Origin of the sequence: Roseovarius sp. MMSF_3298 (genome assembly GCF_030733705.1) — a bacterium.
Taxonomy (GTDB): Bacteria; Pseudomonadota; Alphaproteobacteria; order Rhodobacterales; family Rhodobacteraceae; genus Roseovarius; species Roseovarius confluentis.
In genome coordinates, this window is record NZ_JASHIN010000009.1 from 97,285 (window position 1) to 116,193 (window position 18,909).

An 18,909-nucleotide genomic window follows, 5' to 3' on the forward strand; every position below is an offset into this window, starting at 1 on the left:
GTTTACCAAATTTAACCAATCTGAACGCGTGAGGTGCAATGCTGCTCAAGCGCGTTATCATTCCCGTTTTGCTGATCGCCAGCGTCGCGCCGGCGCTGGCCGGTCCCTGGATGCGGGCCGAGGGTGAAACCTTCTTGAGCTATTCAATCGAGACCGACTTCGAGAACGGCATTTCCGATGGCAGCGGTTTCTACGGCTCGCTTTATGCCGAGCATGGGCTGACGCGCGGCTTGACCCTCGGCCTCGATGCGGGCGGCCACGAGGACGACATGTCTAAGGCCATCGCGTTCCTGCGCTGGCCCATCGGCGCCACCGACCGCAGCACGCGCATCGTCCCCGAATTCGGCCTTGGGATGGCTCGGGAAACTTTCGCGCTTCGGCCGGCTCTCAGCGTCGGACGCGGGTTTGAGCTTGGGGATACACCCGGCTGGCTGAGTATCCACAGCCGGGCGGTGATCATCGGCAGTTTCGATGGCATTCTGGAAACCGATATCACCTTCGGCCTCAGCCCCCGCCCCGATGCCAAGATCATCCTGCAACTACAGACCGGCATCCCGACGCAAAGTGATCCTTACGCCAAGCTGGCTCCATCCTACATACGCCGCATCGCACCGGGCCGCCACGTCGAACTCGGGCTTGTCGCCGGCGTGGCAGAGGCCGATGATTTCAAGCTGAAATTCGGCCTCTGGCAACAGTTCTGATGCGTTGCGCGACACCTTCCTTGCATCAGATCAGATCGTCGATCCTGATGCGCATCGTGACCGTCCCGCTGACCGCCTTTTCCCAGCGCAAGTTGACGCTGTCCTTGTTCGGTCCTTCCTTTCCGTCGTAGTAAGGCACCCCGAAATAGGCCGTTCCATCGGCTTCGCGGATCGCCCCCTCTGCCACGATCGACTCGACCGTCTGCGCCCAAGCCTCGAAGGGCAGCTTGGGATGAGGCGACACGACCCATGTCTTCTGCGCACTGGCCTCGGTATGTTGCATGACCAACGGGTTTTCCACCTGGATATTGACGTTGAAATAGGCGTTGTCCTCGAAGCGGATGCTGCGGAACCGCTCGAAGTTCATGGTCGCAAAGCTGGTGTCGATGCCCTCGAAGCGGTCAATCGGCCCGTCGATCAGGCGCACCGTGTTGCCCGTGACCGTCAGCCCGTTGATGAAGTGCCCCGGCCCATACGGTTTCACGGACAGGAAATTGAAAGAGGGCGCAGTGCTCTGGCTGAGGAAAACGTTACTGGTGATGGACAAAGCGCTGAACGAAAATTCGCTCGAGAAATCGGGCGCCTCGTCATACTCGTTGGTCCACTCGATCGAGCCGTCGCAGATATAATTGCCGGTGAAGGTGCCCCGGTTGTTGGTCCGCGCCATAACGAAAATTGCGCTGCGTGGACCCGGATCAGCACTGTCGCCCTGGAAACAGTGGTTGCCCATGATGATGCTGGACGATCCCGCCAAAATCGCGAAATGCTTGAAGAAATTGCACCGGCAATTGCGGATCTTGATGTCGTTGCCGTTGCAGTTCACCCCGATCGTTGTCCGGTCGGGCACCAGCAAAGGACTTTCCCGCGACAAAAACTGGCAGCGGTCGATCATCATGCCCTGGTCGCCCTCGCCGTGGCTGGTGATCCCCCGGTCGCGCGGCTGTGTGAAGAAACAATCCCGGAAATGTATGGCCGATCCCGCGGGGGGCAGCAGCACGGCACTGCAATCGCCGCCGCACTGGAACTCGACATTCGATACCGCGAATTTCGAGATCTGCGAGAAGCCGCTGAAATCCCACATATATTTGAACCGTTTGAACGTGTAGTTCTGCGTGCCTTCCGCATCAAAGAGCGGGTGACTGAGGGTAACGGTCTGGGCACCGACGTTTTTGGAACGCACATAGACCTCTCGGCCAACCCCGTTGCCCGTGACCAGCGAACCGACCTGGATATTGGCCACGTTCGCCACGTTGGTCAGTCGCTTGTTGTCGTTGGCGTTGTACGTTGCCTGCGAGGTGACAGTATCGGTGTCCCAGTTCGCCCCCGGAAAAACCGAGAATTGCGCGTTCTTGATCACGTGTCGCGTCTTGTAGGTGGTCCGGTTCGGCACGGCGGCCTGCATGTCCACAGGTTCGCGCAGCGCCACCTTGCGGCCTTTCATGTCCAGCTCCACGTGGCCGGGGTTGTTCAGCAGCGCCTGGTAGGCCTTCTTGAACGCCGTCCCGGTTTCACCGCCGAAAGCGTCCACGTATTTGGAAAAGTCGAAATCGTTGACCAACTCGAAAATCTTGTCGACTGGCATGGTGACCTCGCCCTCGAACTCGACCTTGCTTTGCATGGTCAGGCTGTCGCCCAGAAAATACGTACCGGCGGGCACCAGCACGGTCCGGCCATGCGCCGCGGCATCCGCGGCCTCGAACGCAGGCAGGTCATTGGTGCTGCCATCCCCTTTCGCGCCGTAATCGCGCACGTCCACCAGTCCGACCAGATCGCGCAGGAAGATGCTGGTTACATCCTCGATCCTAATGTCGTCGATCCGCACCACGCCGCCATTCGGCCCCGTCAGGTCGATGCCGAAATGGCCATACAGGGGCTCTGTGCCCCAGACCATATCGACACCGCCGCGGTCGCCGCTGCCGACAATAGCCGTGACCTCGACCACCTCACCATAGTTGGTCAGCGCCACGCTCGGGCCGGTCTCGACCAGGCCGTTGACATGGGCGCCGCCCGCACCGCCGGCCCAAGCCGCGATGCGCACGTTCGGCAAGTTCCCGGCAATTGCCTTCACCCGCGCGGTGATCTGAAGGTAACAGCCCGGCAGGATCGGCGTCTCGCCCATGTACCGCAGTTTCTGAACGCTTTGGGTTTTCTGGATCTCCAGCGCCCCGCCGAAATCCTGATCGGCAGGTACGAAGGCGGCGTTGGCCGCCCCGTCATACGTGTCGGACCCCGGCGTGCCGTTCCCGCTCGACCAGACGTCCAGCCCGTTCGCATAGGCCGGCGGCATGAAGGTGATGCCATCGGTAATTGCCTTGTTCATGAATTTCCCTTTCCGCGCCAGGGGGCCGTCCCCAAGGCGTCACATGTTTGCCAGCCATAGGCGCGAAACGGAGCGCACCCGGGCTTCGGGAAATATCAACGGGGAGTTAACGGGACCTCAGGACACCGTGACGGTGCCCGACCTTTGGCGGCCTATGCCAATGGCGGTGTGAATTGTACCTAAAGTGGGTAAAAACCCACTATATCAGGCATTCTCATAGGCCGAATTGGGCCTACGCCATTCCGCCCTGCACCAGCCGATCCGCCAACCGCGCATAAGCCTCCGACACCGGACCGTCCTCCAGCGCCACGGGCCGCCCGGCGTCGCCGCCCAGCCGTGTGTCGAGGTCGATCGGCAAGGCCCCCAACAGCGGCAACTCCAGCCTCTCGGCCTCCTGCGCCACGCCGCCATGGCCGAAAATCGCCGCCTCGTATCCGCATTGCGGGCAATGGAACATCGACATGTTCTCGATCAGCCCCAGCACCCGCGTCTTCAGCGTGTTGAACATGTCGATCGCCTTGCGCGCATCCAGAAGCGCCACATCCTGCGGCGTCGAGACCACCAGTGCACCGGTGGGCGCCGCCCTTTGGCACAGGGTCAACTGCACATCCCCCGTTCCCGGCGGAAGGTCCACCAGCAGCACGTCCAGCTCGCCCCAGTCTACTTGGCTTATCATCTGCTGCAAAGCCCCCATCAGCATCGGCCCTCGCCAGACAACGGCGCGGTCCTCTTCGATCATCAGTCCGATGGACATCATCTTGACGCCATGTGCCTCCAGCGGAGTCAGGATCTTGCCGTCCGGGCTGCTCGCCCGCTCGGTCACGCCCATCATGCGCGGCAGGCTCGGCCCGTGTATATCGGCGTCCAGCAAGCCCACGCGCCGTCCCGCCCGGGCCAGTGCCACCGCAAGGTTCGACGCCACGGTCGACTTGCCCACGCCGCCCTTCCCGGACGCCACCGCCAGAATCGACTTCACCCCGCCTGGGCGGATCGACGCGCTTCCGCCCTCGGGGTGCCGGCCCACCTTCAGTGACGGGGTCGGGGCCTCGGGCGCCTGTGCGGTCAACGCCACCTGCGCCGAAGACACTCCCTCGACCGACAGCGCCGCGCGCTCGGCGGCTGCTCTCAGGGGCTCCATGTGGCGGGCCATCTCGGCAGTGGGCGCCTCCAGCACGAATCGCACTTCGCTGCCTTCGAGTCGCATCGCACGCACCATGTCGCGTGAAATCACGGTACCACCGTCCGGCAATTCAAGCCGTTCCAGCTCCTGGCGCACTTTGTCGAGTATTTCCGTCATGCCCTGCCTCCATGCATCTGCGCCGCCAAAAGTCGCATTTCTGAAAGCAGGCACAACCCCCGTTTCAATCCCGCACAAAAAACCGGCAAATAGATGATATTGCACGCAAAAAATGAACTATTCTTCTATGCGCTTCCTGCATAGCCGCGTTGCAGCAAAATCTATTGTGCAAGCGCAGCATATCGCTATCTTTAACTCAACAGCGAACGAAACGGCCACCGCGCCAAACGCTCGCTAAAACAATCAGGTGCTTCTCCTCCCGTTTGGCACCTGTTCGGGATACCGCCTCTCCTCCCTTGTGCGGTCCCGGCAAGACCTGGGCTCAGAACGAGCCCAACTGTAACGAACGGTCCCTTCCTCCTCCCTGGGACCCGACGTAAAGAACGGCGGCGCCTCTCCTCCTCCCTGGCGTCGCCGTTTTTTTTGCGCGACACCATCCTTTCATCTTCCGGACACCTGAACCGGATGCGCCCCGCCGCACGTGACAACGGGGCCAAATTCCGTAAGCTCAGTGCATGACCCGAGCCGCGCGCCCGCGCCGTCCGCGGGCCATCGCTGCCGCATGCCGCGCCTCTTCCAGGAAATCGACGAAGGCACACGCCGCAGCACTGCCCGGGTTCTGCACAATTGGCTCGGCCAGCGCCTCGCGCAACACGCGCGCCGTGACGGTCCCCGGATAGGCGAAAACCCATTCCAGGAATCCCAGTCGCGCCACGGCCTCGGCCTCCGCGCCGGTGGCGCCGCTGCGCTCCAGTCCATCCATGATCGGTGTCAGGTTCATGTCTTCTGCTCTTCCTCCGGCCACACCCCGGGCCGGACTGGGGCGAAGGAAAGCCGCGCGAGAACCGCTTTTCGGTCCACCGCCCGTACCGCCCCCCGCGGTTCGACGTTCACCCCAAGGGCTGGTTTCCGGGCTTGGCGGGGGTGCGGATACGCGCGCCTTCCCGGGGCATCTTGCCCCAGTGGCCCTCTGCGGTATCCCCCATCCTTACCGTTGCGGGGGCAGCGCCGGACTTTCACCGGCTTCCCAATTCTCCACGGCTTTCGTGGCACCTTCGGGACCATCATCTTGCCGCCAACCGGCCTCTGGCGCAACACGCGATTGCGACCTTGAAGGGCCTCCCGACGACACATGCGTCAAACCAGCCCTCAGGCCAGAACGTCGGCCCATTCGGGATGCCGTCGAAACTGCGCCGCGGCAAAGGGGCAAAGCGGCGTGATCTTGCGGCCCGCCGCCCGGGCATCCTCCACCGCGCGCGTGACCAGCGCCAAACCCACACCATCGCCACGATATTCGTCCGGCACGCCGGTATGGTCGATAATCATTCCCGAGCTTCCCAACTTGGAATAGGTCAGCTCGGCCTCCGGTCCGTCACCGATGCGGGTGACATAGCGCCCCTTGCTCTCGCCGTCCTCGTGTTCGATCTGCATGTCTGTCTCCCATGGCCGAGCGCAGGATGCCGCACCGCCGACGAAAGGTCCATCACACTGTACATCGCGTGCCGTATGCACGACGCCGAACCAAACGCAAAACGGCGCCCCGAGGGGACGCCGCTCCATGGTCCGGGCCGGCAGGATCACTCCGCCGCCAACTGCTCCATCACCTCATCGCTGGCCTCGAAATTCGTCGTGACGTTCTGCACGTCATCGTCATCCTCCAGCGCGTCGATCAGCTTCATCAGCTTCTGCATCGCTTCCAGGTCCAGCTCAGTCGTGGTCGTGGGCCGCCAGACCAGCTTGGTTTCGTCACTCTCGCCCAGCTCCGCCTCCAGCGCGGTGCTGACGTCGTTCAGATCGGTATCCGCACACCACACGGTATGCCCGTCCTCGCCCGATTCCACGTCCTCGGCCCCGGCCTCGATCGCGGCCATCATCACCGTATCGGCGTCGCCCGCATCCGCCGGGTAGGTGACCTGCCCCTTGCGTTCGAACATGAACCCGACAGAACCAGTCTCGCCCAGGTTCCCGCCATGCTTGGTAAAGGTCGAGCGGACCGTGCTGGCGGTACGGTTGCGGTTGTCGGTCATCGCCTCGACAATCACCGCCACGCCGTTGGGGCCATAGCCCTCATAGCGGATTTCCTCGTAATCCTCGCCGTCGCCCGCGACCGATTTCTTGATCGCCCGGTCGATATTGTCATTCGGCATCGACTGCGACTTGGCCTGCTTGATCGCAAGGCGCAGGCGCGGGTTCTTGTCGGGGTCCGGATCGCCCATTTTGGCGGCAATCGTTATCTCCTTGGAAAATTTGGAGAAAAGCTTTGCCCGCTGGGCATCCTGACGCCCCTTGCGGTGCTGAATATTCGCCCATTTTGAGTGGCCGGCCATGACGCGCCTCCGATGACATGTGTAAAGTTCACGCCTCTATAAATCAGGCGCGGGCCGCTGTGCAATCCCGGCAATCGACTGTTGCGCCGCCGCCCGTTGCCTCTAGGCTGGCCGGACGGGCCGCGCCCGTCAGACCACTCCGGAAAGACCTCGCCCAGATGACCCAGGACCAGATCATACTCTTCGCGCTTTTCGGCGGCGTGTTCGCGCTACTGCTCTGGGGCCGCTACCGCTACGATATCGTCGCGTTCGGCGCGCTGATGCTCGGCGTGGTGCTGGGTGTCGTGCCCACCGAGCAGGCCTTTACCGGCTTCGGTCACCCGGCAACGATCATCGTGGCCCTCGTCCTCGTTGTCTCCGCCGGTCTGGTACGCTCGGGCGCGGTCTTTCTCATTACCCGGACGCTGGTCGACAGCTCGCGCAGCCTCGGCGCGCATATCACCATCATGGGCGGCATCGGCGGCGTGCTCTCGGCCTTCATGAACAACGTCGCGGCACTGGCCCTGCTGATGCCCGTCGATGTCCAGACCGCGCGCAAGGCCAAGCGATCTCCGGGGCTCAGCCTCATGCCGCTTTCCTTTGCCACGATCCTTGGCGGCATGGTCACACTTATCGGCACGCCCCCCAACATCATCATCGCCGGCATCCGCGAGGACGCCTTGGGGCAATCCTACTCCATGTTCGACTTTGCCCCCGTCGGCGCCGTCACCGCGCTTGCCGGTCTTGTCTTCGTCGCCCTCATCGGCTGGCGGCTCATTCCGGCCCGCGACGACAGCGGTCTGCACGCCGCCGAACTGGCCGATTACCTGGCCGAACTCACCATCCCCGAGGACAGCGCCCAGATCGGCAAGCGCCTCGCAGAGTTGCAGGAGGATGCCGACAGCAACGACGTCGCGCTTCTCGGCGTGGTGCGCGACGGCAAACGCCGCTATGGCCGTGCCCGCAACACCATTCTGCAAGCCGGCGACGCGCTGGTGATCGAGGCCACGCCCGACGCGCTGGATGAGTTCCGCTCCGCGCTGTCTCTCGCCTTTTCGGACTCCAAGCGCGAGGACAAGGTCCGCGCCGCCGGCGACGGGCTCGACATGATCGAGGTCGTGGTCCCCCGCGACGCCCGCATCGCCGGCCGTACGGCGCAGTCCGTGGGCCTGAATTGGCGTCAGCGCTCGGTATTGATGGGCATCTCCCGCCGCGGCCGCCAGATCCGCGAGCAAGTGCGCAAGACAACGATTCAACCGGGCGATATCCTCCTTCTGCTGGTCCCGCACGAAACCGGCTCGGACGTGACCGAGTGGCTGGGCTGCCTGCCGCTGGCCGAACGCGGGCTGAAAGTGACGCAGGACCGCAAGACTTGGGCTGCCATCGGCATCTTCGGTGCCGCCGTCGCCGCGGCCAGCTTTGGCCTGCTCTACCTGCCTATCGCGCTCGGGCTGGTGGTCATGGCCTATGTGCTGACGCGCATCGTCCCACCGTCGGAGCTCTACACCCATATCGAGTGGCCCGTGGTGGTGCTGCTCGGCTCGATGATCCCCCTGGGTGCCGCATTCGAAGAGGCGGGCGGCACCGCCCTGCTCGCGGGCGGCCTCGTCGACCTGACGGCAGGCTTCCCCGCCTGGGCGATCCTGACCGTGCTGATGGTGGTCACGATGACGCTCTCCGACGTGCTCAACAACACCGCGACCACCATCGTCGCCGCCCCCGTCGGCATCCAGATGGCCAGCACGCTCGACGTCTCGCCCGACCCGTTCCTGATGGCCGTCGCGGTGGCCGCGTCCTCGGCCTATCTCACGCCGATCGGGCACAAGAACAACACGCTGATCCTCGGCCCCGGCGGCTACGCCTTCGGGGATTACTGGCGCATGGGTCTGCCGCTCGAAATCATCGTGGTTGCCGTGTCCGTGCCGGCGATCCTGGTGTTCTGGCCGCTTTAGACGCCCGGCTTCAGCGGCAGTGCCGGGCGATCTCGCGCTCGCGCAGGCCCGTCTCGACCAGCAGGCACTTGTCCCGCGCAGCATAGTAATAGCCCCGCGCGTACCACATTACCGCATCGGGCTCGCTGCCATCTGATACCAGCCACGCGCCGCGCAGGTATTTCACCGCGTATTTCAGGTTGGTCTCAGGATTCAGCAGGTCGCTCGCCTGACCCTGGAACCCCATGCCCCGTGCCGTGGCGGGCAGGATCTGCATCATCCCCCAATACGGACCATTGCGCGCCTTGGGGCGGTAATCACTCTCGCGCTGCACCACCCGGTGCACCAGAGAACGCGGCACCTCGTAATTGTCGGCATACTGGTTGATCAGCGCCCGGATCTGCGGCGTCTCGTTGGGATAAAGCGGCGGGTTGTGCCGCGCTGGCGGCTCCGACGCCTCTTTAGCGCTGCATCCCGCAACCACGCACACCAGCATCAAGGCCATCAAACGCCGCATCAGAGAATCCCCCGGTTTTTCGGTCTTTTTCCCCAAGCCCCGGTCTCTGGCAAGCTTGCAGAATTCCGACGGGCGAGAATCCGCCATTTATATTTGGGCCGTCCTCTTGCAAACCACGCGGCCCATCCCATTTCACCGCCATCCGGGTGCGAGGCTCCGCCCGGCGGCTACGAAAGCGCGGAGTCGCGCCGAGAGTGCTTTCCTCCCCTTGGACCAACCCCATGCGCATCATAACCGCTGCAGTCGCGATCGCCGTCGCAACCCTCCCCGCCTTCGCAGATGAAACCGAGGGCCACGTCCTCGCCTTCGACCGCATCGACGGCATCATCGTTCTTACCGACAAGACCGTCTGGGAAGTGCCCACCGAGATCACCCTGCCCGAGGACCTCGGTCGCGGCGATCGCGTCCTCTTCGAGTACGACACCGCCGGCGAAGACGGCATGACAAAGCTTAACGCCGTCACGCGCCTGGCCACCGCGCTGCCCGAAGGCACCGACGGCGGCAGCTAAGCCTGGCATCCCGGGGCCGGCCTCACCCGGCCCTGGCTTGCGCAGACCGCGGTGGCCTCACGCCCACCCCACGGCGGCGCGATAGAGATGCCAGGTCGCATGACCCAGCACCGGCAGCACGACGATCAGCCCCAGGAATAGCGGCACCGTCCCGATCAGCATCAGGACAGCCACGATGGCACCCCACCTGGCCACTGTTGCCGGGTTCTTCTGCATCACCCGCAACGAGGTGGCGACCGCCACAGCCAGCCCGACCCGGCGGTCGATCAGCATCGGAAATGTCGTCAGGCTGACCGCCAGCACCATCACCGCAAAGACCGCGCCAACCGCCATTCCGACCGCGATCATCGTCCAGCCCGGCCCGGTCGTCAGCACATCCGTCACGAAACCCGACAGGCTCTGCGGGGGCTGTGGCCCCAGCGTCCAGTCATAGATCTTCATCGCCGCCAGCATCCAGATGATGAACACCCCCAGCAGGTACACCGCCATCACCAGCACCGGCCCGATATTCTCCGCCCGGATCACCGACAGCGCGGCGCTCCATCCCACGTCGTCGCGCTGCTCCGCCTGTCGGCTCATCTCGTAAAGGCCGATCGCCACGATCGGTCCCAACAGCAGGAACCCCGCCGCCAGCGGAAACAGCATCGGCAACATCGCCCGGTGAAAGGCGAAGAACGACAGGCACAGCCCGATCGCCGGATAGATCATCACCAGGAACATCACGTCACTGCGAAAGCGGCTGAAATCGGCATAGCCCTTGCGCAGCGCCTCGCTCGGATCTCCGCGTGACAGCGACCTGACCTTCGGCGTGGCGCCTGCCTCGCCGCTCAGCGCGACGGTGGCATCGCCCACCGACCGGCTCACGCCGGACACGCCCTGAAAGAACCATGAAAGTGGGTTTCCGATTGTCTTGACCATGAGACACTCCCTTCCTCCATTCGGCCGGGCATCCCGGTCGGATTAGGTTCGGCGGGTCTCGTCACTTGGCGGAACACCCGCCTGTCTGGTCATCCTACCACAACCAAGGCGTGCAGGTGATCACTATTTAGGGACAGCGCCCGTCAGCGACGGCGCCCCTGACCTTTCACTGTTCCAGGAACAACCCGAAGGTCCGGCAACCGCCTCACAGCGGCCAGATGAACGGGATCAGCGCACTGGCCAACACCCCCACGCTCAGGTTCAGCGGCACGCCCACCTTCAGGAAATCGGTAAACTTGTAGCCTCCTGGCCCATAGACCAGCGTGTTGGTCTGGTACCCGATGGGCGTGGCGAAGCTGGCCGAGGCCGCGACCATCACCGCCACCACCAGCGCCCGCGCGTCGATCCCCATCGCATCCGCCAGCCCGATGGCAATGGGCGTCACCACCACCGCCACCGCGTTGTTGCTCACCAGTTCCGTCAGGATCGAGGTCAGAAGGTAGATCGCCCAGACGATCAGGAAGGGCGGTAATGACGACAGCGCCGGCGCCACCGCATTCACAATCAGCTGCACCGCCCCCGACGCATCCAGCGCCGCCCCGATGGCCAGCATCGAAAAGATCAGCGCCAGCAGCCGCCCCTCGACAAAGGAAAACGCCTCCTCCGCATCGATGCAGCGCGACAACAGCACCACAGCCAGCGCGATCACCGTCAGCGCCAGGATCGGCGCCACGCCCAGGGCGGCCAGGATCACGATCCCCGCCAGGGCCGCCAGCGCCACCGGCGCGTGCCCGCGCCGGAACGCCTTGGCCGACGGATGGCTGACGTCAACCAAGTTCATTTCGCCCGCCAGCCGCTTGATGTCCTCCGGCGCGCCTTCCAGCAGCAGCGTGTCGCCCACCCGCACGATCAGGTCGTCCAGCTGCCGCCCGATATTCTGGTTCCGCCGGTGCACCGCCAGCGGATAGACCCCGAACCGCCGCCTCAAGCGCAGCGATCCCAGGCTGCGCGCCACCATCTTGCACCCCGGCGTGATCAGGACCTCTACCGTTGTCGTCTCCACCTGCGACACCTGGTCGACGCGCTTCAGCTCCTTGTTGCGCTGCAGGCTCAGCAGCTCGGTCATCTGCGTGCGCAGCACCACCCTGTCGCCCACCTGCAACTCCACTCCCTGCAAGTTCCGCCTCAGCGAGATATCGCCCCGCACCACGTCCACCAGCCGCACGCCCTCGCGCTTGAACAGCTGCACGCCGGTCACTTCCCGGCCAATCAGGTTGCTCTCCGGCGGGATCACCGCCTCGGTGAAGAACTTCATCTTCGAGCGGTCCGACAGCATGTCCGCCATGCTCTCGCGCTCCGGCAACAGGCGCGGCGCGATCAAATACAGGTACACCGCGCCCCAGGCCACCAGGCACAGCGCCAGCGGCGTCACCTCGAAAATCCCGAAAGGCTCCATCCCCTGCGACCGCGCCACGCCGTCGACCAGCAGGTTTGTCGAGGTCCCGATCAGCGTCAGCGTCCCGCCCAGAATGGCCGCGTAACTCAACGGGATCAGCATCTTCGAGGCCGTCACCCCCAACGTCCGCGCCAGTTGCACGAAGATCGGGATCATAACCACGACCACCGGCGTATTGTTCATGAAGGCCGAGCCGAAGACCACGAAGACCATCAGCAACCCGATCGCCAGCTTGGGGTTCACCTTGGCCTGCCGGTCCGCCACCGTCGTGAACGCGTCCAGCGCGCCCGTGCGCACCAGCGCCCCCATCACCACGAACATCCCGGCGATGGTCCAGGGCGCGGGATTGGACAGCACGTCGAGGCCCGCATCATAAGGCAGCACCCCCAGCGCCAGCAGCACCGCCGCCCCGCTCAGCGCGACCACCTCTGTAGGATAGACCTCGCGTATGAACAGCACGAACATCACCGCGACCACACCCAGCGCGACCAGCGGCTGGGCGCCCTGCGAAAGTTCAATGAATTGCATCAGCTCTGCCCGTCCCGGTCCGATGTCATCCCAGCTTCGGCATTCTCATCTATCACGCGCCCCGGCACAAGAACCCGTGCGGCCCGGGGCTGCACCAGGAACATCCCAAGCATCATCACCCCCAGCGCCAGCCAGACCCAGATCGAATAGCTCTCGCCCAAGAGCGTCATCGACCACAGCACGCCCGCCGCCGTCACCATGTACGATGTCTGCGCCGAGAAGACCGACCCGGCATGGCCCACCATCCACACGTAAGAGGCATAGACCAGCGCGTGCAGCCCCGCCGCCCCCAGCAGCGCCAGCTCCGGCATACCCACACCCTCCAGCGGGTTGATCCACTGCCCCGTACCCACCGCGACGGGCAGCGCCACGACCGCCCCGATCATTGATGCACCGATGATCACCTGCATCGGGTCCAGGCCCTGCGTGCCCCATTTCGCCACCAGGTTGCCTTCGGTCGCGTAAAGTGCCGGCGCACACAGCGCCACCAGAACGAACAGCGCCGATGTGCCCGTGGGCAGGCTCGCCTCCGGCCCCACCAACAGGACGATGCCCCCCAGCCCCAGCATCACGCCCCAAAGCCGCTGCCACTCGAAGGTCTCGTTGCCCATCAGCACAGCGATCGGCAACGAGAACATGGCGACCGAGGCGATCACGATCGACATCACCCCGCCCGACAGCTGGGCCGCCGCTGTGTAAAAGAAGATATCCGGCAAGACCGCCCCGCACAGCGCCACCATCAGGAACAGCCGCAGGTAGGCCCGTGCGAAGACAGGCCTGCGCCCCCGCAAAAGCGTCACCGCGCCTAGGCAAACCACCACGATGATCAGCTGCCAGAAGATCAGGCCGAAGGGCTGGTGCCCGGTGCTCACCGCAATCTTGCTCAGCGGAATCGACAGGCCCCACCCCAGCCCCATGGCAACCAGAGCGGCATAAAGCCCGAGGGTCCGCCTCATGGACCGCTGGCCGCCAGCCGCCCGCCCTCGCGGACCATCTCAACCCGGACCGCTTTTCCGGTGGCGTCGTCCGTCTCCACGTACAGCCCGCACAAGGTCACCTCGCCCAGGGCCGGCGTGAATCGCTCCTTGCCCATCCCGGTCACGAAGCGCCGCATCGGCTCGGTCTTGTCCATGCCGATCACGCTCAGGTAATCGCCGCACATGCCCGCATCCGACTGAAAGGCGGTGCCGCCCGGCAGGATCTGCGCATCGGCGGTGGGCACATGGGTGTGGCTGCCCACGACGATGCTTGCGCGCCCATCGCAGTAATGCCCCATGCCCATCTTCTCGCTGGTGGCCTCGCAATGGATGTCGATCAGGCTGGCCTGCACCGCGCCGCCCGGCAAATGCGTCCGCATCACCGTGTCCACGGCGCTGAACGGGTCGTCAAAGGCCCGTTTCATGAATACTTGCCCCAGCACCTGCGCCACCAGCACCTTGCGCCCCCGCGCATCGGAAAAGACGGCCGAACCGCGCCCCGGCGCGCCCTTGGCAAAGTTCAGGGGCCGCACGATCCGCGGCTCGCCCTCGATATATTGCAGCATGTCCTTCTGGTCGAACGCGTGATCGCCCAGCGTCAGGCAATCCGCGCCCGCCTCCAGCAACGCCTTGGCATGTGCCCCGCTCAGCCCCATCCCGCCGGTGGCGTTCTCGCCGTTGACCACGACGAAATCCACCTTCCACGCCTCGCGCAGGCCCGGCAAACGCTCCGCGACGGCCTGCCGCCCGGCCCGGCCCATCACGTCTCCAAGATACAAAATCTTCATGGCAAAACTGGTAGAGACACCGCTTCCAAAGGGCAAGGGCCAGCGATGCCCGACCGCCGTCCCGGGCTTGATCCGGGACCTCGCACCTCCTCGCGCCGCCCGACCTCAGCCCGACACAACCTCGTAGCGCGTCTCAAAGACAATAGGAAACGCCACCGACCGCGCCACGAAACAGACCTCGTGAATGCGCCCATGGATCGCATCCGCCGCCTCAAGGTCGGTGCCCTCCGGCACCGTGATCACCGGGCGCAGCACGGCCCGCGTGAACCGCCCCTTGCCCGAGCGCTCGACTTCCGCCTCTCCCAGCGGATCGTCAACATATCCCTGCACCGCGATCCCCGCGTCGCTGGCGAAGTGCAGGTACCACAGCATGTGGCACGCACTCACCGTCGCCAGCAACAGGTCTTCGGGATTGTGCAGGTTCGCGTCTCCGCCCAGCATCGGATCGTTCGAACACGCCACCACCGGCTTGCCCGGTGTCTCGATGTTCCACGTTCTGTCATAGCCCTTGTAAGTCCGGGTGCCCTCGCCCCGGTTGCCGGTCCAGACCACCTTGGCGGTGTAGTCGCGGGTGTCCATGTTCATCTCCTTCCGGCAGGCGCGAGAGGTTTGCCGCGCGAGCGCCAGACTACGGGATGGCGACCCAACAGTTGGTCAGGGCACTTTATCTCAACAACTTCCGCAAAACCTCAAATCAAATCGCCAGCGTCCCCCAATTGCCAGCCCGTCGCACCAAAGGTGCGCCGTATATAGTCGGCACGCCTTCGGCGTGACGGGCGGTCCCCCTTTCGGCGATTGCGTGCAATCGCCTTTCGGTCAGCGGACGATCGCGCGGCGGCGCACCAAGCTGCGCCTTGCTTCCGCGCGTTTAACAACATCGACCGCCGTGGTGGAAAAAGCCGCCCGCATCAGAACGAAATAACTTCTTTCTCCGTCACCACCATGTCCAGCGGCTGGTCCGTGGGCTCCAGCGGCAGCCCCTCGGCCTCCTGCGCCGCAAAGGCAAAGCCGATGGCCAGCGTCGCCCGCTTGCCTCTCAACAACTCCAGTGTCCGGTCGTAGAACCCCCCGCCATAGCCCAGCCGACCGCCATTCCGGTCGAACGCCACCAAAGGCACGATCAGGATCTCAGGCTCGAAGAAATTGTCGACCTCAGGCACTTTTGCCCCGAACGGCCCATCGCATAGCGCCCCGCCCGGCTCCCAGCGCGAGAACTTCAACGGCATCCCCTCGCCTTCGATCACCGGCACGCCAACGGCGCCATGCGCCGTCGCCTCGCTCATCGCCGGCAACGGATCGATCTCGGTGCGAATGGGCATGTATCCGGCCAGCGGCACGCCGCGATACCCGGCAAGAACGCCAGACAACAGGCCCGCCCCGGCGCCTTCTGCCGCTTCAAACGCAGCCTTGCGCCGCGCGAACGCCGCCTTTCGCGCCGCCGCCTTCACCTCCGCCAGGTCGCTCACAGCAGCACCACCGCCGCAAGGCCCAGGAAGGCGAAAAAGCCCACCACGTCCGTCACCGTCGTCACGAACGCGCCCGAGGCCAGCGCCGGATCAACGCCCACCCGGTCCAGCACCACCGGAATGACCGTGCCCGCCAGCCCGGCCATCACCAGGTTGATCACCATCGCAGCGCCTATGACGTAGCCCAGCTCCGGCCCGCCGAACCACAGCACGCCCACGATCCCCATCACCACGGCAAAGATCAGGCCATTGACCAGCCCCACCAGCACCTCGCGCCGGATGAACCGCCACACGTTCGATCCTGTAAGGTCCTTCGTCGCAATCGCCCGCACCGCCACGGTCAGGCTCTGCGTGCCCGCGTTGCCGCCCATCGACGCCACGATCGGCATCAAGACCGCCAGCGCCACGATCTGCGCAATCGCCGCCTCGAACTGCGCGATCACAAGTGACGCCATGATCGCCGTCACAAGGTTCACCGCCAACCAGGGAAACCGCCGCTTGGTGGTGCTGATGACCCGGTCGCTCAACGATCCTTCCTCGCTCACACCGGCCAGCCTCAGGATGTCCTCCTCGTGTTCCTCGTCCAGAACGGCCATGGCGTCGTCGATGGTGATCACCCCCACTAGCCGCTCGTCCTCGTCCACCACCGGGGCGGAAATCAGGTGATACTGGTTGAACGCATAGGCCACGTCGCCCTCGTATTGCTCGGCGGGAATGACATGAAACGTCTCTTCCACCAGCGAACTCAGCATCACCTCCCGGCGCGACGCCATCAGCTTGCCCAGCGTCACGTTGCCCACCGGCTTCAGCCGCGGGTCCACCAGCACGATATGATAGAACTGGTCCGGCAGATCATCCTGGTCGCGCAAGTAATCGATCGCCTCGCCCACGTTCCAGTGCTCCGGCGCCATCACCACCTCGCGCTGCATCAGGCGCCCGGCGGAATATTCAGGGTAACTCAGTGACTGCTGCACCAGCGTCCGGTCACTGTCCTCCAGAACCCCCAGGATCTCCGCAGCGCGGCTTTCCTCCATGTCCTCGACAAGGTCGACCACATCGTCCGACTCAAGGTCACGCACCGCGTTGGTCAGAACCTCCGGCGACAGGATCGAGATCACCTCCTCGCGGATCGTCTCGTCCAGTTCCGTCAGCACGTCGCCGTCGAACTCGTGTCCGTAAAGCTCGATCAGCCGGCGGCGGTCGAAGGAATTGATCTGCTCCAGAAGGTCGGCGATGTCGGCGGGGTGGAACGGCTCCAGCTCCTGCCACAGCATCGCCTGGTCCCCGATATCCACGGCATACATGATCCGGCCCACGGCCTTCTGATCCAGCACATAGGCGCTGTCCTCGCGCTCAGGCTCCCGCTCGGGTTCGGGCACCTGCGCGGGCTCGCGTTCTTCGGTCACGTCGTCCTGCTGGTTTTCGGTCATCGCGCGCTCCCAGGTTCTGCGGCACATGTAGGACGAAGCGCGGGGAAATCACAACGCGATATGCAGCATTTACGCCGCCGTTCACGACTTCTATCCTTCTCACGACCAGCCCCGAGGAAACCATCCCGCATGACCACCCAGCGCATCCTGACCGGGCAAGTCCTCTGCTTCACCCGCTCACCGTTCGAAGGCGATCCCGCCGGCGCCGCCTGCCTCGACGAGGCTGTCCTGATCGAAAACGGCCTCATCTCCCGTACAGGGCCTTTGGCAGACCTGCGCGCCGCCGCTCCGGACGCCCGTATCGAGCGCTACGACGACCACCTCATCTCGCCCGGCTTCATCGACGCCCACGCGCATTATCCCCAGACCGCCATCATCGCCAGCTGGGGCAAACGCCTGCGCGATTGGCTGGAAACCTACACCTTCCCCGAGGAAATGCGCCTTTCCGATCCAGCCTATGCACGCGAGACAGCAAACCGCTACCTCGACCTGACGCTGGCCAATGGCACCACCACCGTCGCCACGTTCTGCACCTCCCACGCCCACAGCGCCGACGCCTTCTTTCAGGCCGCGCATATCCGCAACCTCCGCGCTGTCGCCGGCAAAACCTGCATGGATCGCAACGCCCCCGCCGCGTCGCTGGACACAGCCCGATCCGCCTATGACGACAGCGCCGCACTCATTGCCCGGTGGCACGGCACCGACCGGCTGACCTACGCCATCAGCCCGCGCTTCTCGCCCACCTCGACGCCAGATCAGCTCTCCGCCCTCGGTGCGCTCTGGTCCGAACACCCCACCTGCCTGATGCAAACGCATCTTTCCGAGCAGATCGAGGAAATCGACTGGGTCAAATCCCTCTTTCCCACGGCGCGCGATTATCTCGACACCTACGAGATGAACGGCCTCCTCGGCGCGCGCGGACTCTACGGCCACGCCATCCACCTCACCCCCTTGGAACGCGCCCGCCTGTCCGAGGTCGGCGCGGCGCTCATCCACTGCCCCACCTCCAACACTTTCATCGGCTCCGGCCTTTTCGATATCGCCGCGCGCTTCAATGACGGCCACCGCATCGGCCTTGCCACCGACACCGGCGGCGACTCGTCCTTCTCGATGCTGCGCACCATGGCGGCGGCCTACGAGATCGGCCAACTCACCGGCACCGCCCTGCATCCTGCCCAGCTCTGGTGGCTGGCGACGGCAGGCAGCGCCGACGCCCTGCACGTGTCCGACTGCATCGGCACCATCGCCCCGGGGATGGAGGCTGACCTCATCGCCATCGACCTCGCCTCGACGCCGGCAATCACCCAACGCGCGAACACGGCGAACGACATCTGGCAAGCTGTCTTCCCCACGATCATGATGGGCGACGACCGTGCAATCGCGCAGGTCTGGGTGATGGGAGAGCCGCAATCGTAGGGTGGGGTTACCCCCCACCATTCGAACCCCGCCACTCTGAGGCCAGTCGGTAAAGGAAAATGCCTGGCGCTGAACTACCCCGGTTTCAGCGCTCCGCGCTTCCGCATAAGGGAACATGGTGCGGGTGAAGGGACTTGAACCCCCACGCCTTGCGGCGCCAGAACCTAAATCTGGTGCGTCTACCAATTCCGCCACACCCGCATCGAGCCGCGTCTTAGCAAAGCCTTCGGATGGATGCGAGGACAATTTCCCCCGCAACACATCCACCAAATATGCCCAGCCCTTGAACAAAACGCGCGACATTAACGAAATCTTGACGTATGGTGATAAAAAATCTGAGGCAGAAAAC

The 18,909-nt window shown here is 64.4% G+C and carries 17 protein-coding genes, 1 tRNA gene and 1 riboswitch; of the genes, 4 read left to right on the forward strand and 14 right to left on the reverse strand.

Going from position 1 to position 18,909, the window contains the following annotated elements; genetic code table 11:
- Positions 1-38 precede the first annotated feature (38 nt).
- Positions 39-701, forward strand: coding sequence for a hypothetical protein (locus RBB18_RS10325; protein ID WP_306111959.1), 663 nt, complete (start codon positions 39-41; stop codon positions 699-701).
- 25 nt (positions 702-726) lie between these two features.
- Here RBB18_RS10325 and RBB18_RS10330 read toward each other — a convergent pair whose 3' ends face one another.
- From RBB18_RS10330 to RBB18_RS10350, 5 genes are all read right to left on the reverse strand, one after another.
- Positions 727-3,021 (reverse strand): glycosyl hydrolase family 28-related protein, encoded by a 2,295-nt coding sequence (locus RBB18_RS10330; RefSeq protein ID WP_306111958.1) that lies wholly within the window; start codon positions 3,019-3,021, stop codon positions 727-729.
- A gap of 232 nt (positions 3,022-3,253) precedes the next feature.
- Positions 3,254-4,318, reverse strand: a complete 1,065-nt coding sequence (locus tag RBB18_RS10335; RefSeq protein WP_306111957.1) for an Mrp/NBP35 family ATP-binding protein — start codon at positions 4,316-4,318, stop codon at positions 3,254-3,256.
- Positions 4,319-4,826: 508 nt separating this feature from the next.
- Positions 4,827-5,099 (reverse strand): hypothetical protein, encoded by a 273-nt coding sequence (locus tag RBB18_RS10340; protein WP_245890509.1) that lies wholly within the window; start codon positions 5,097-5,099, stop codon positions 4,827-4,829.
- A gap of 101 nt (positions 5,100-5,200) precedes the next feature.
- Positions 5,201-5,390: riboswitch (cobalamin riboswitch) on the reverse strand.
- A gap of 77 nt (positions 5,391-5,467) precedes the next feature.
- Positions 5,468-5,749 (reverse strand): GNAT family N-acetyltransferase, encoded by a 282-nt coding sequence (locus RBB18_RS10345; protein WP_103763992.1) that lies wholly within the window; start codon positions 5,747-5,749, stop codon positions 5,468-5,470.
- Positions 5,750-5,895: 146 nt separating this feature from the next.
- Complete coding sequence (locus RBB18_RS10350) at positions 5,896-6,645, reverse strand: YebC/PmpR family DNA-binding transcriptional regulator (protein WP_306111956.1); 750 nt, start codon at positions 6,643-6,645, stop codon at positions 5,896-5,898.
- 158 nt (positions 6,646-6,803) lie between these two features.
- Here RBB18_RS10350 and RBB18_RS10355 point away from each other — a divergent pair, with 158 nt between their 5' ends.
- Positions 6,804-8,576: an SLC13 family permease gene (locus RBB18_RS10355; protein ID WP_306111955.1), complete on the forward strand. Its 1,773-nt coding sequence runs from the start codon at positions 6,804-6,806 to the stop codon at positions 8,574-8,576.
- A gap of 10 nt (positions 8,577-8,586) precedes the next feature.
- Here RBB18_RS10355 and RBB18_RS10360 read toward each other — a convergent pair whose 3' ends face one another.
- The gene (locus RBB18_RS10360; protein ID WP_245890510.1) at positions 8,587-9,072 is read right to left on the reverse strand and encodes a lytic transglycosylase domain-containing protein; all 486 of its coding nucleotides are present in this window, start codon (positions 9,070-9,072) and stop codon (positions 8,587-8,589) included.
- Between the two features lie 221 nt (positions 9,073-9,293).
- Between RBB18_RS10360 and RBB18_RS10365 the strand changes: the two genes are divergently transcribed.
- Entirely contained in the window at positions 9,294-9,581 is a 288-nt protein-coding gene (locus RBB18_RS10365; protein WP_103763995.1) for a hypothetical protein, read from the forward strand.
- A gap of 57 nt (positions 9,582-9,638) precedes the next feature.
- On the opposite strand, the gene RBB18_RS10370 is transcribed toward RBB18_RS10365, so the two are convergent.
- The 7 genes from RBB18_RS10370 to mgtE form a co-directional block, all read right to left on the reverse strand.
- On the reverse strand, positions 9,639-10,499 hold the full coding sequence (locus RBB18_RS10370) for a DUF2189 domain-containing protein (protein ID WP_306111954.1): 861 nt from the start codon (positions 10,497-10,499) through the stop codon (positions 9,639-9,641).
- Between the two features lie 205 nt (positions 10,500-10,704).
- A complete protein-coding gene (locus RBB18_RS10375; protein WP_306111953.1) occupies positions 10,705-12,483 on the reverse strand; it encodes an SLC13 family permease in 1,779 nt (592 codons plus the stop codon).
- Positions 12,483-13,439, reverse strand: coding sequence for a DMT family transporter (locus RBB18_RS10380; protein WP_103763998.1), 957 nt, complete (start codon positions 13,437-13,439; stop codon positions 12,483-12,485). Before RBB18_RS10380 ends, RBB18_RS10375 begins: the two co-directional genes overlap by 1 nt.
- Positions 13,436-14,248: a TIGR00282 family metallophosphoesterase gene (locus tag RBB18_RS10385; protein ID WP_306111952.1), complete on the reverse strand. Its 813-nt coding sequence runs from the start codon at positions 14,246-14,248 to the stop codon at positions 13,436-13,438. Before RBB18_RS10385 ends, RBB18_RS10380 begins: the two co-directional genes overlap by 4 nt.
- A 105-nt stretch (positions 14,249-14,353) precedes the next feature.
- Positions 14,354-14,827: an OsmC family protein gene (locus RBB18_RS10390; RefSeq protein ID WP_306111951.1), complete on the reverse strand. Its 474-nt coding sequence runs from the start codon at positions 14,825-14,827 to the stop codon at positions 14,354-14,356.
- Between the two features lie 329 nt (positions 14,828-15,156).
- The gene (locus RBB18_RS10395; RefSeq protein ID WP_306111950.1) at positions 15,157-15,714 is read right to left on the reverse strand and encodes a 5-formyltetrahydrofolate cyclo-ligase; all 558 of its coding nucleotides are present in this window, start codon (positions 15,712-15,714) and stop codon (positions 15,157-15,159) included.
- Complete coding sequence (mgtE, locus tag RBB18_RS10400) at positions 15,711-17,144, reverse strand: magnesium transporter (protein WP_103764095.1); 1,434 nt, start codon at positions 17,142-17,144, stop codon at positions 15,711-15,713. The genes RBB18_RS10395 and mgtE overlap by 4 nt, the downstream gene beginning before the upstream one ends.
- A gap of 129 nt (positions 17,145-17,273) precedes the next feature.
- On the opposite strand from mgtE, the gene guaD reads away from it, so the two are divergent.
- Entirely contained in the window at positions 17,274-18,560 is a 1,287-nt protein-coding gene (guaD, locus tag RBB18_RS10405) for a guanine deaminase (RefSeq protein ID WP_306111949.1), read from the forward strand.
- A 116-nt stretch (positions 18,561-18,676) separates the two neighbouring features.
- Here guaD and RBB18_RS10410 read toward each other — a convergent pair.
- Positions 18,677-18,761: transfer RNA gene (locus tag RBB18_RS10410), tRNA-Leu, on the reverse strand.
- Positions 18,762-18,909 lie beyond the last annotated feature (148 nt).

What these genes read in the sequence shown, in the direction of transcription:
- RBB18_RS10330 (WP_306111958.1), bottom strand. Translation starts at nt 3,021, where the DNA reads ATGAACAAGGCAATTACCGATGGCATCACCTTCATGCCGCCGGCCTAT.
- RBB18_RS10340 (WP_245890509.1), bottom strand. Translation starts at nt 5,099, where the DNA reads ATGAACCTGACACCGATCATGGATGGACTGGAGCGCAGCGGCGCCACC.
- RBB18_RS10370 (WP_306111954.1), bottom strand. Translation starts at nt 10,499, where the DNA reads ATGGTCAAGACAATCGGAAACCCACTTTCATGGTTCTTTCAGGGCGTG.
- RBB18_RS10365 (WP_103763995.1), top strand. Translation starts at nt 9,294, where the DNA reads ATGCGCATCATAACCGCTGCAGTCGCGATCGCCGTCGCAACCCTCCCC.
- RBB18_RS10380 (WP_103763998.1), bottom strand. Translation starts at nt 13,439, where the DNA reads ATGAGGCGGACCCTCGGGCTTTATGCCGCTCTGGTTGCCATGGGGCTG.
- RBB18_RS10345 (WP_103763992.1), bottom strand. Translation starts at nt 5,749, where the DNA reads ATGCAGATCGAACACGAGGACGGCGAGAGCAAGGGGCGCTATGTCACC.
- RBB18_RS10355 (WP_306111955.1), top strand. Translation starts at nt 6,804, where the DNA reads ATGACCCAGGACCAGATCATACTCTTCGCGCTTTTCGGCGGCGTGTTC.
- RBB18_RS10325 (WP_306111959.1), top strand. Translation starts at nt 39, where the DNA reads ATGCTGCTCAAGCGCGTTATCATTCCCGTTTTGCTGATCGCCAGCGTC.
- RBB18_RS10375 (WP_306111953.1), bottom strand. Translation starts at nt 12,483, where the DNA reads ATGCAATTCATTGAACTTTCGCAGGGCGCCCAGCCGCTGGTCGCGCTG.
- RBB18_RS10385 (WP_306111952.1), bottom strand. Translation starts at nt 14,248, where the DNA reads ATGAAGATTTTGTATCTTGGAGACGTGATGGGCCGGGCCGGGCGGCAG.
- RBB18_RS10360 (WP_245890510.1), bottom strand. Translation starts at nt 9,072, where the DNA reads ATGCGGCGTTTGATGGCCTTGATGCTGGTGTGCGTGGTTGCGGGATGC.
- guaD (WP_306111949.1), top strand. Translation starts at nt 17,274, where the DNA reads ATGACCACCCAGCGCATCCTGACCGGGCAAGTCCTCTGCTTCACCCGC.
- RBB18_RS10390 (WP_306111951.1), bottom strand. Translation starts at nt 14,827, where the DNA reads ATGGACACCCGCGACTACACCGCCAAGGTGGTCTGGACCGGCAACCGG.
- RBB18_RS10335 (WP_306111957.1), bottom strand. Translation starts at nt 4,318, where the DNA reads ATGACGGAAATACTCGACAAAGTGCGCCAGGAGCTGGAACGGCTTGAA.
- mgtE (WP_103764095.1), bottom strand. Translation starts at nt 17,144, where the DNA reads ATGACCGAAAACCAGCAGGACGACGTGACCGAAGAACGCGAGCCCGCG.
- RBB18_RS10350 (WP_306111956.1), bottom strand. Translation starts at nt 6,645, where the DNA reads ATGGCCGGCCACTCAAAATGGGCGAATATTCAGCACCGCAAGGGGCGT.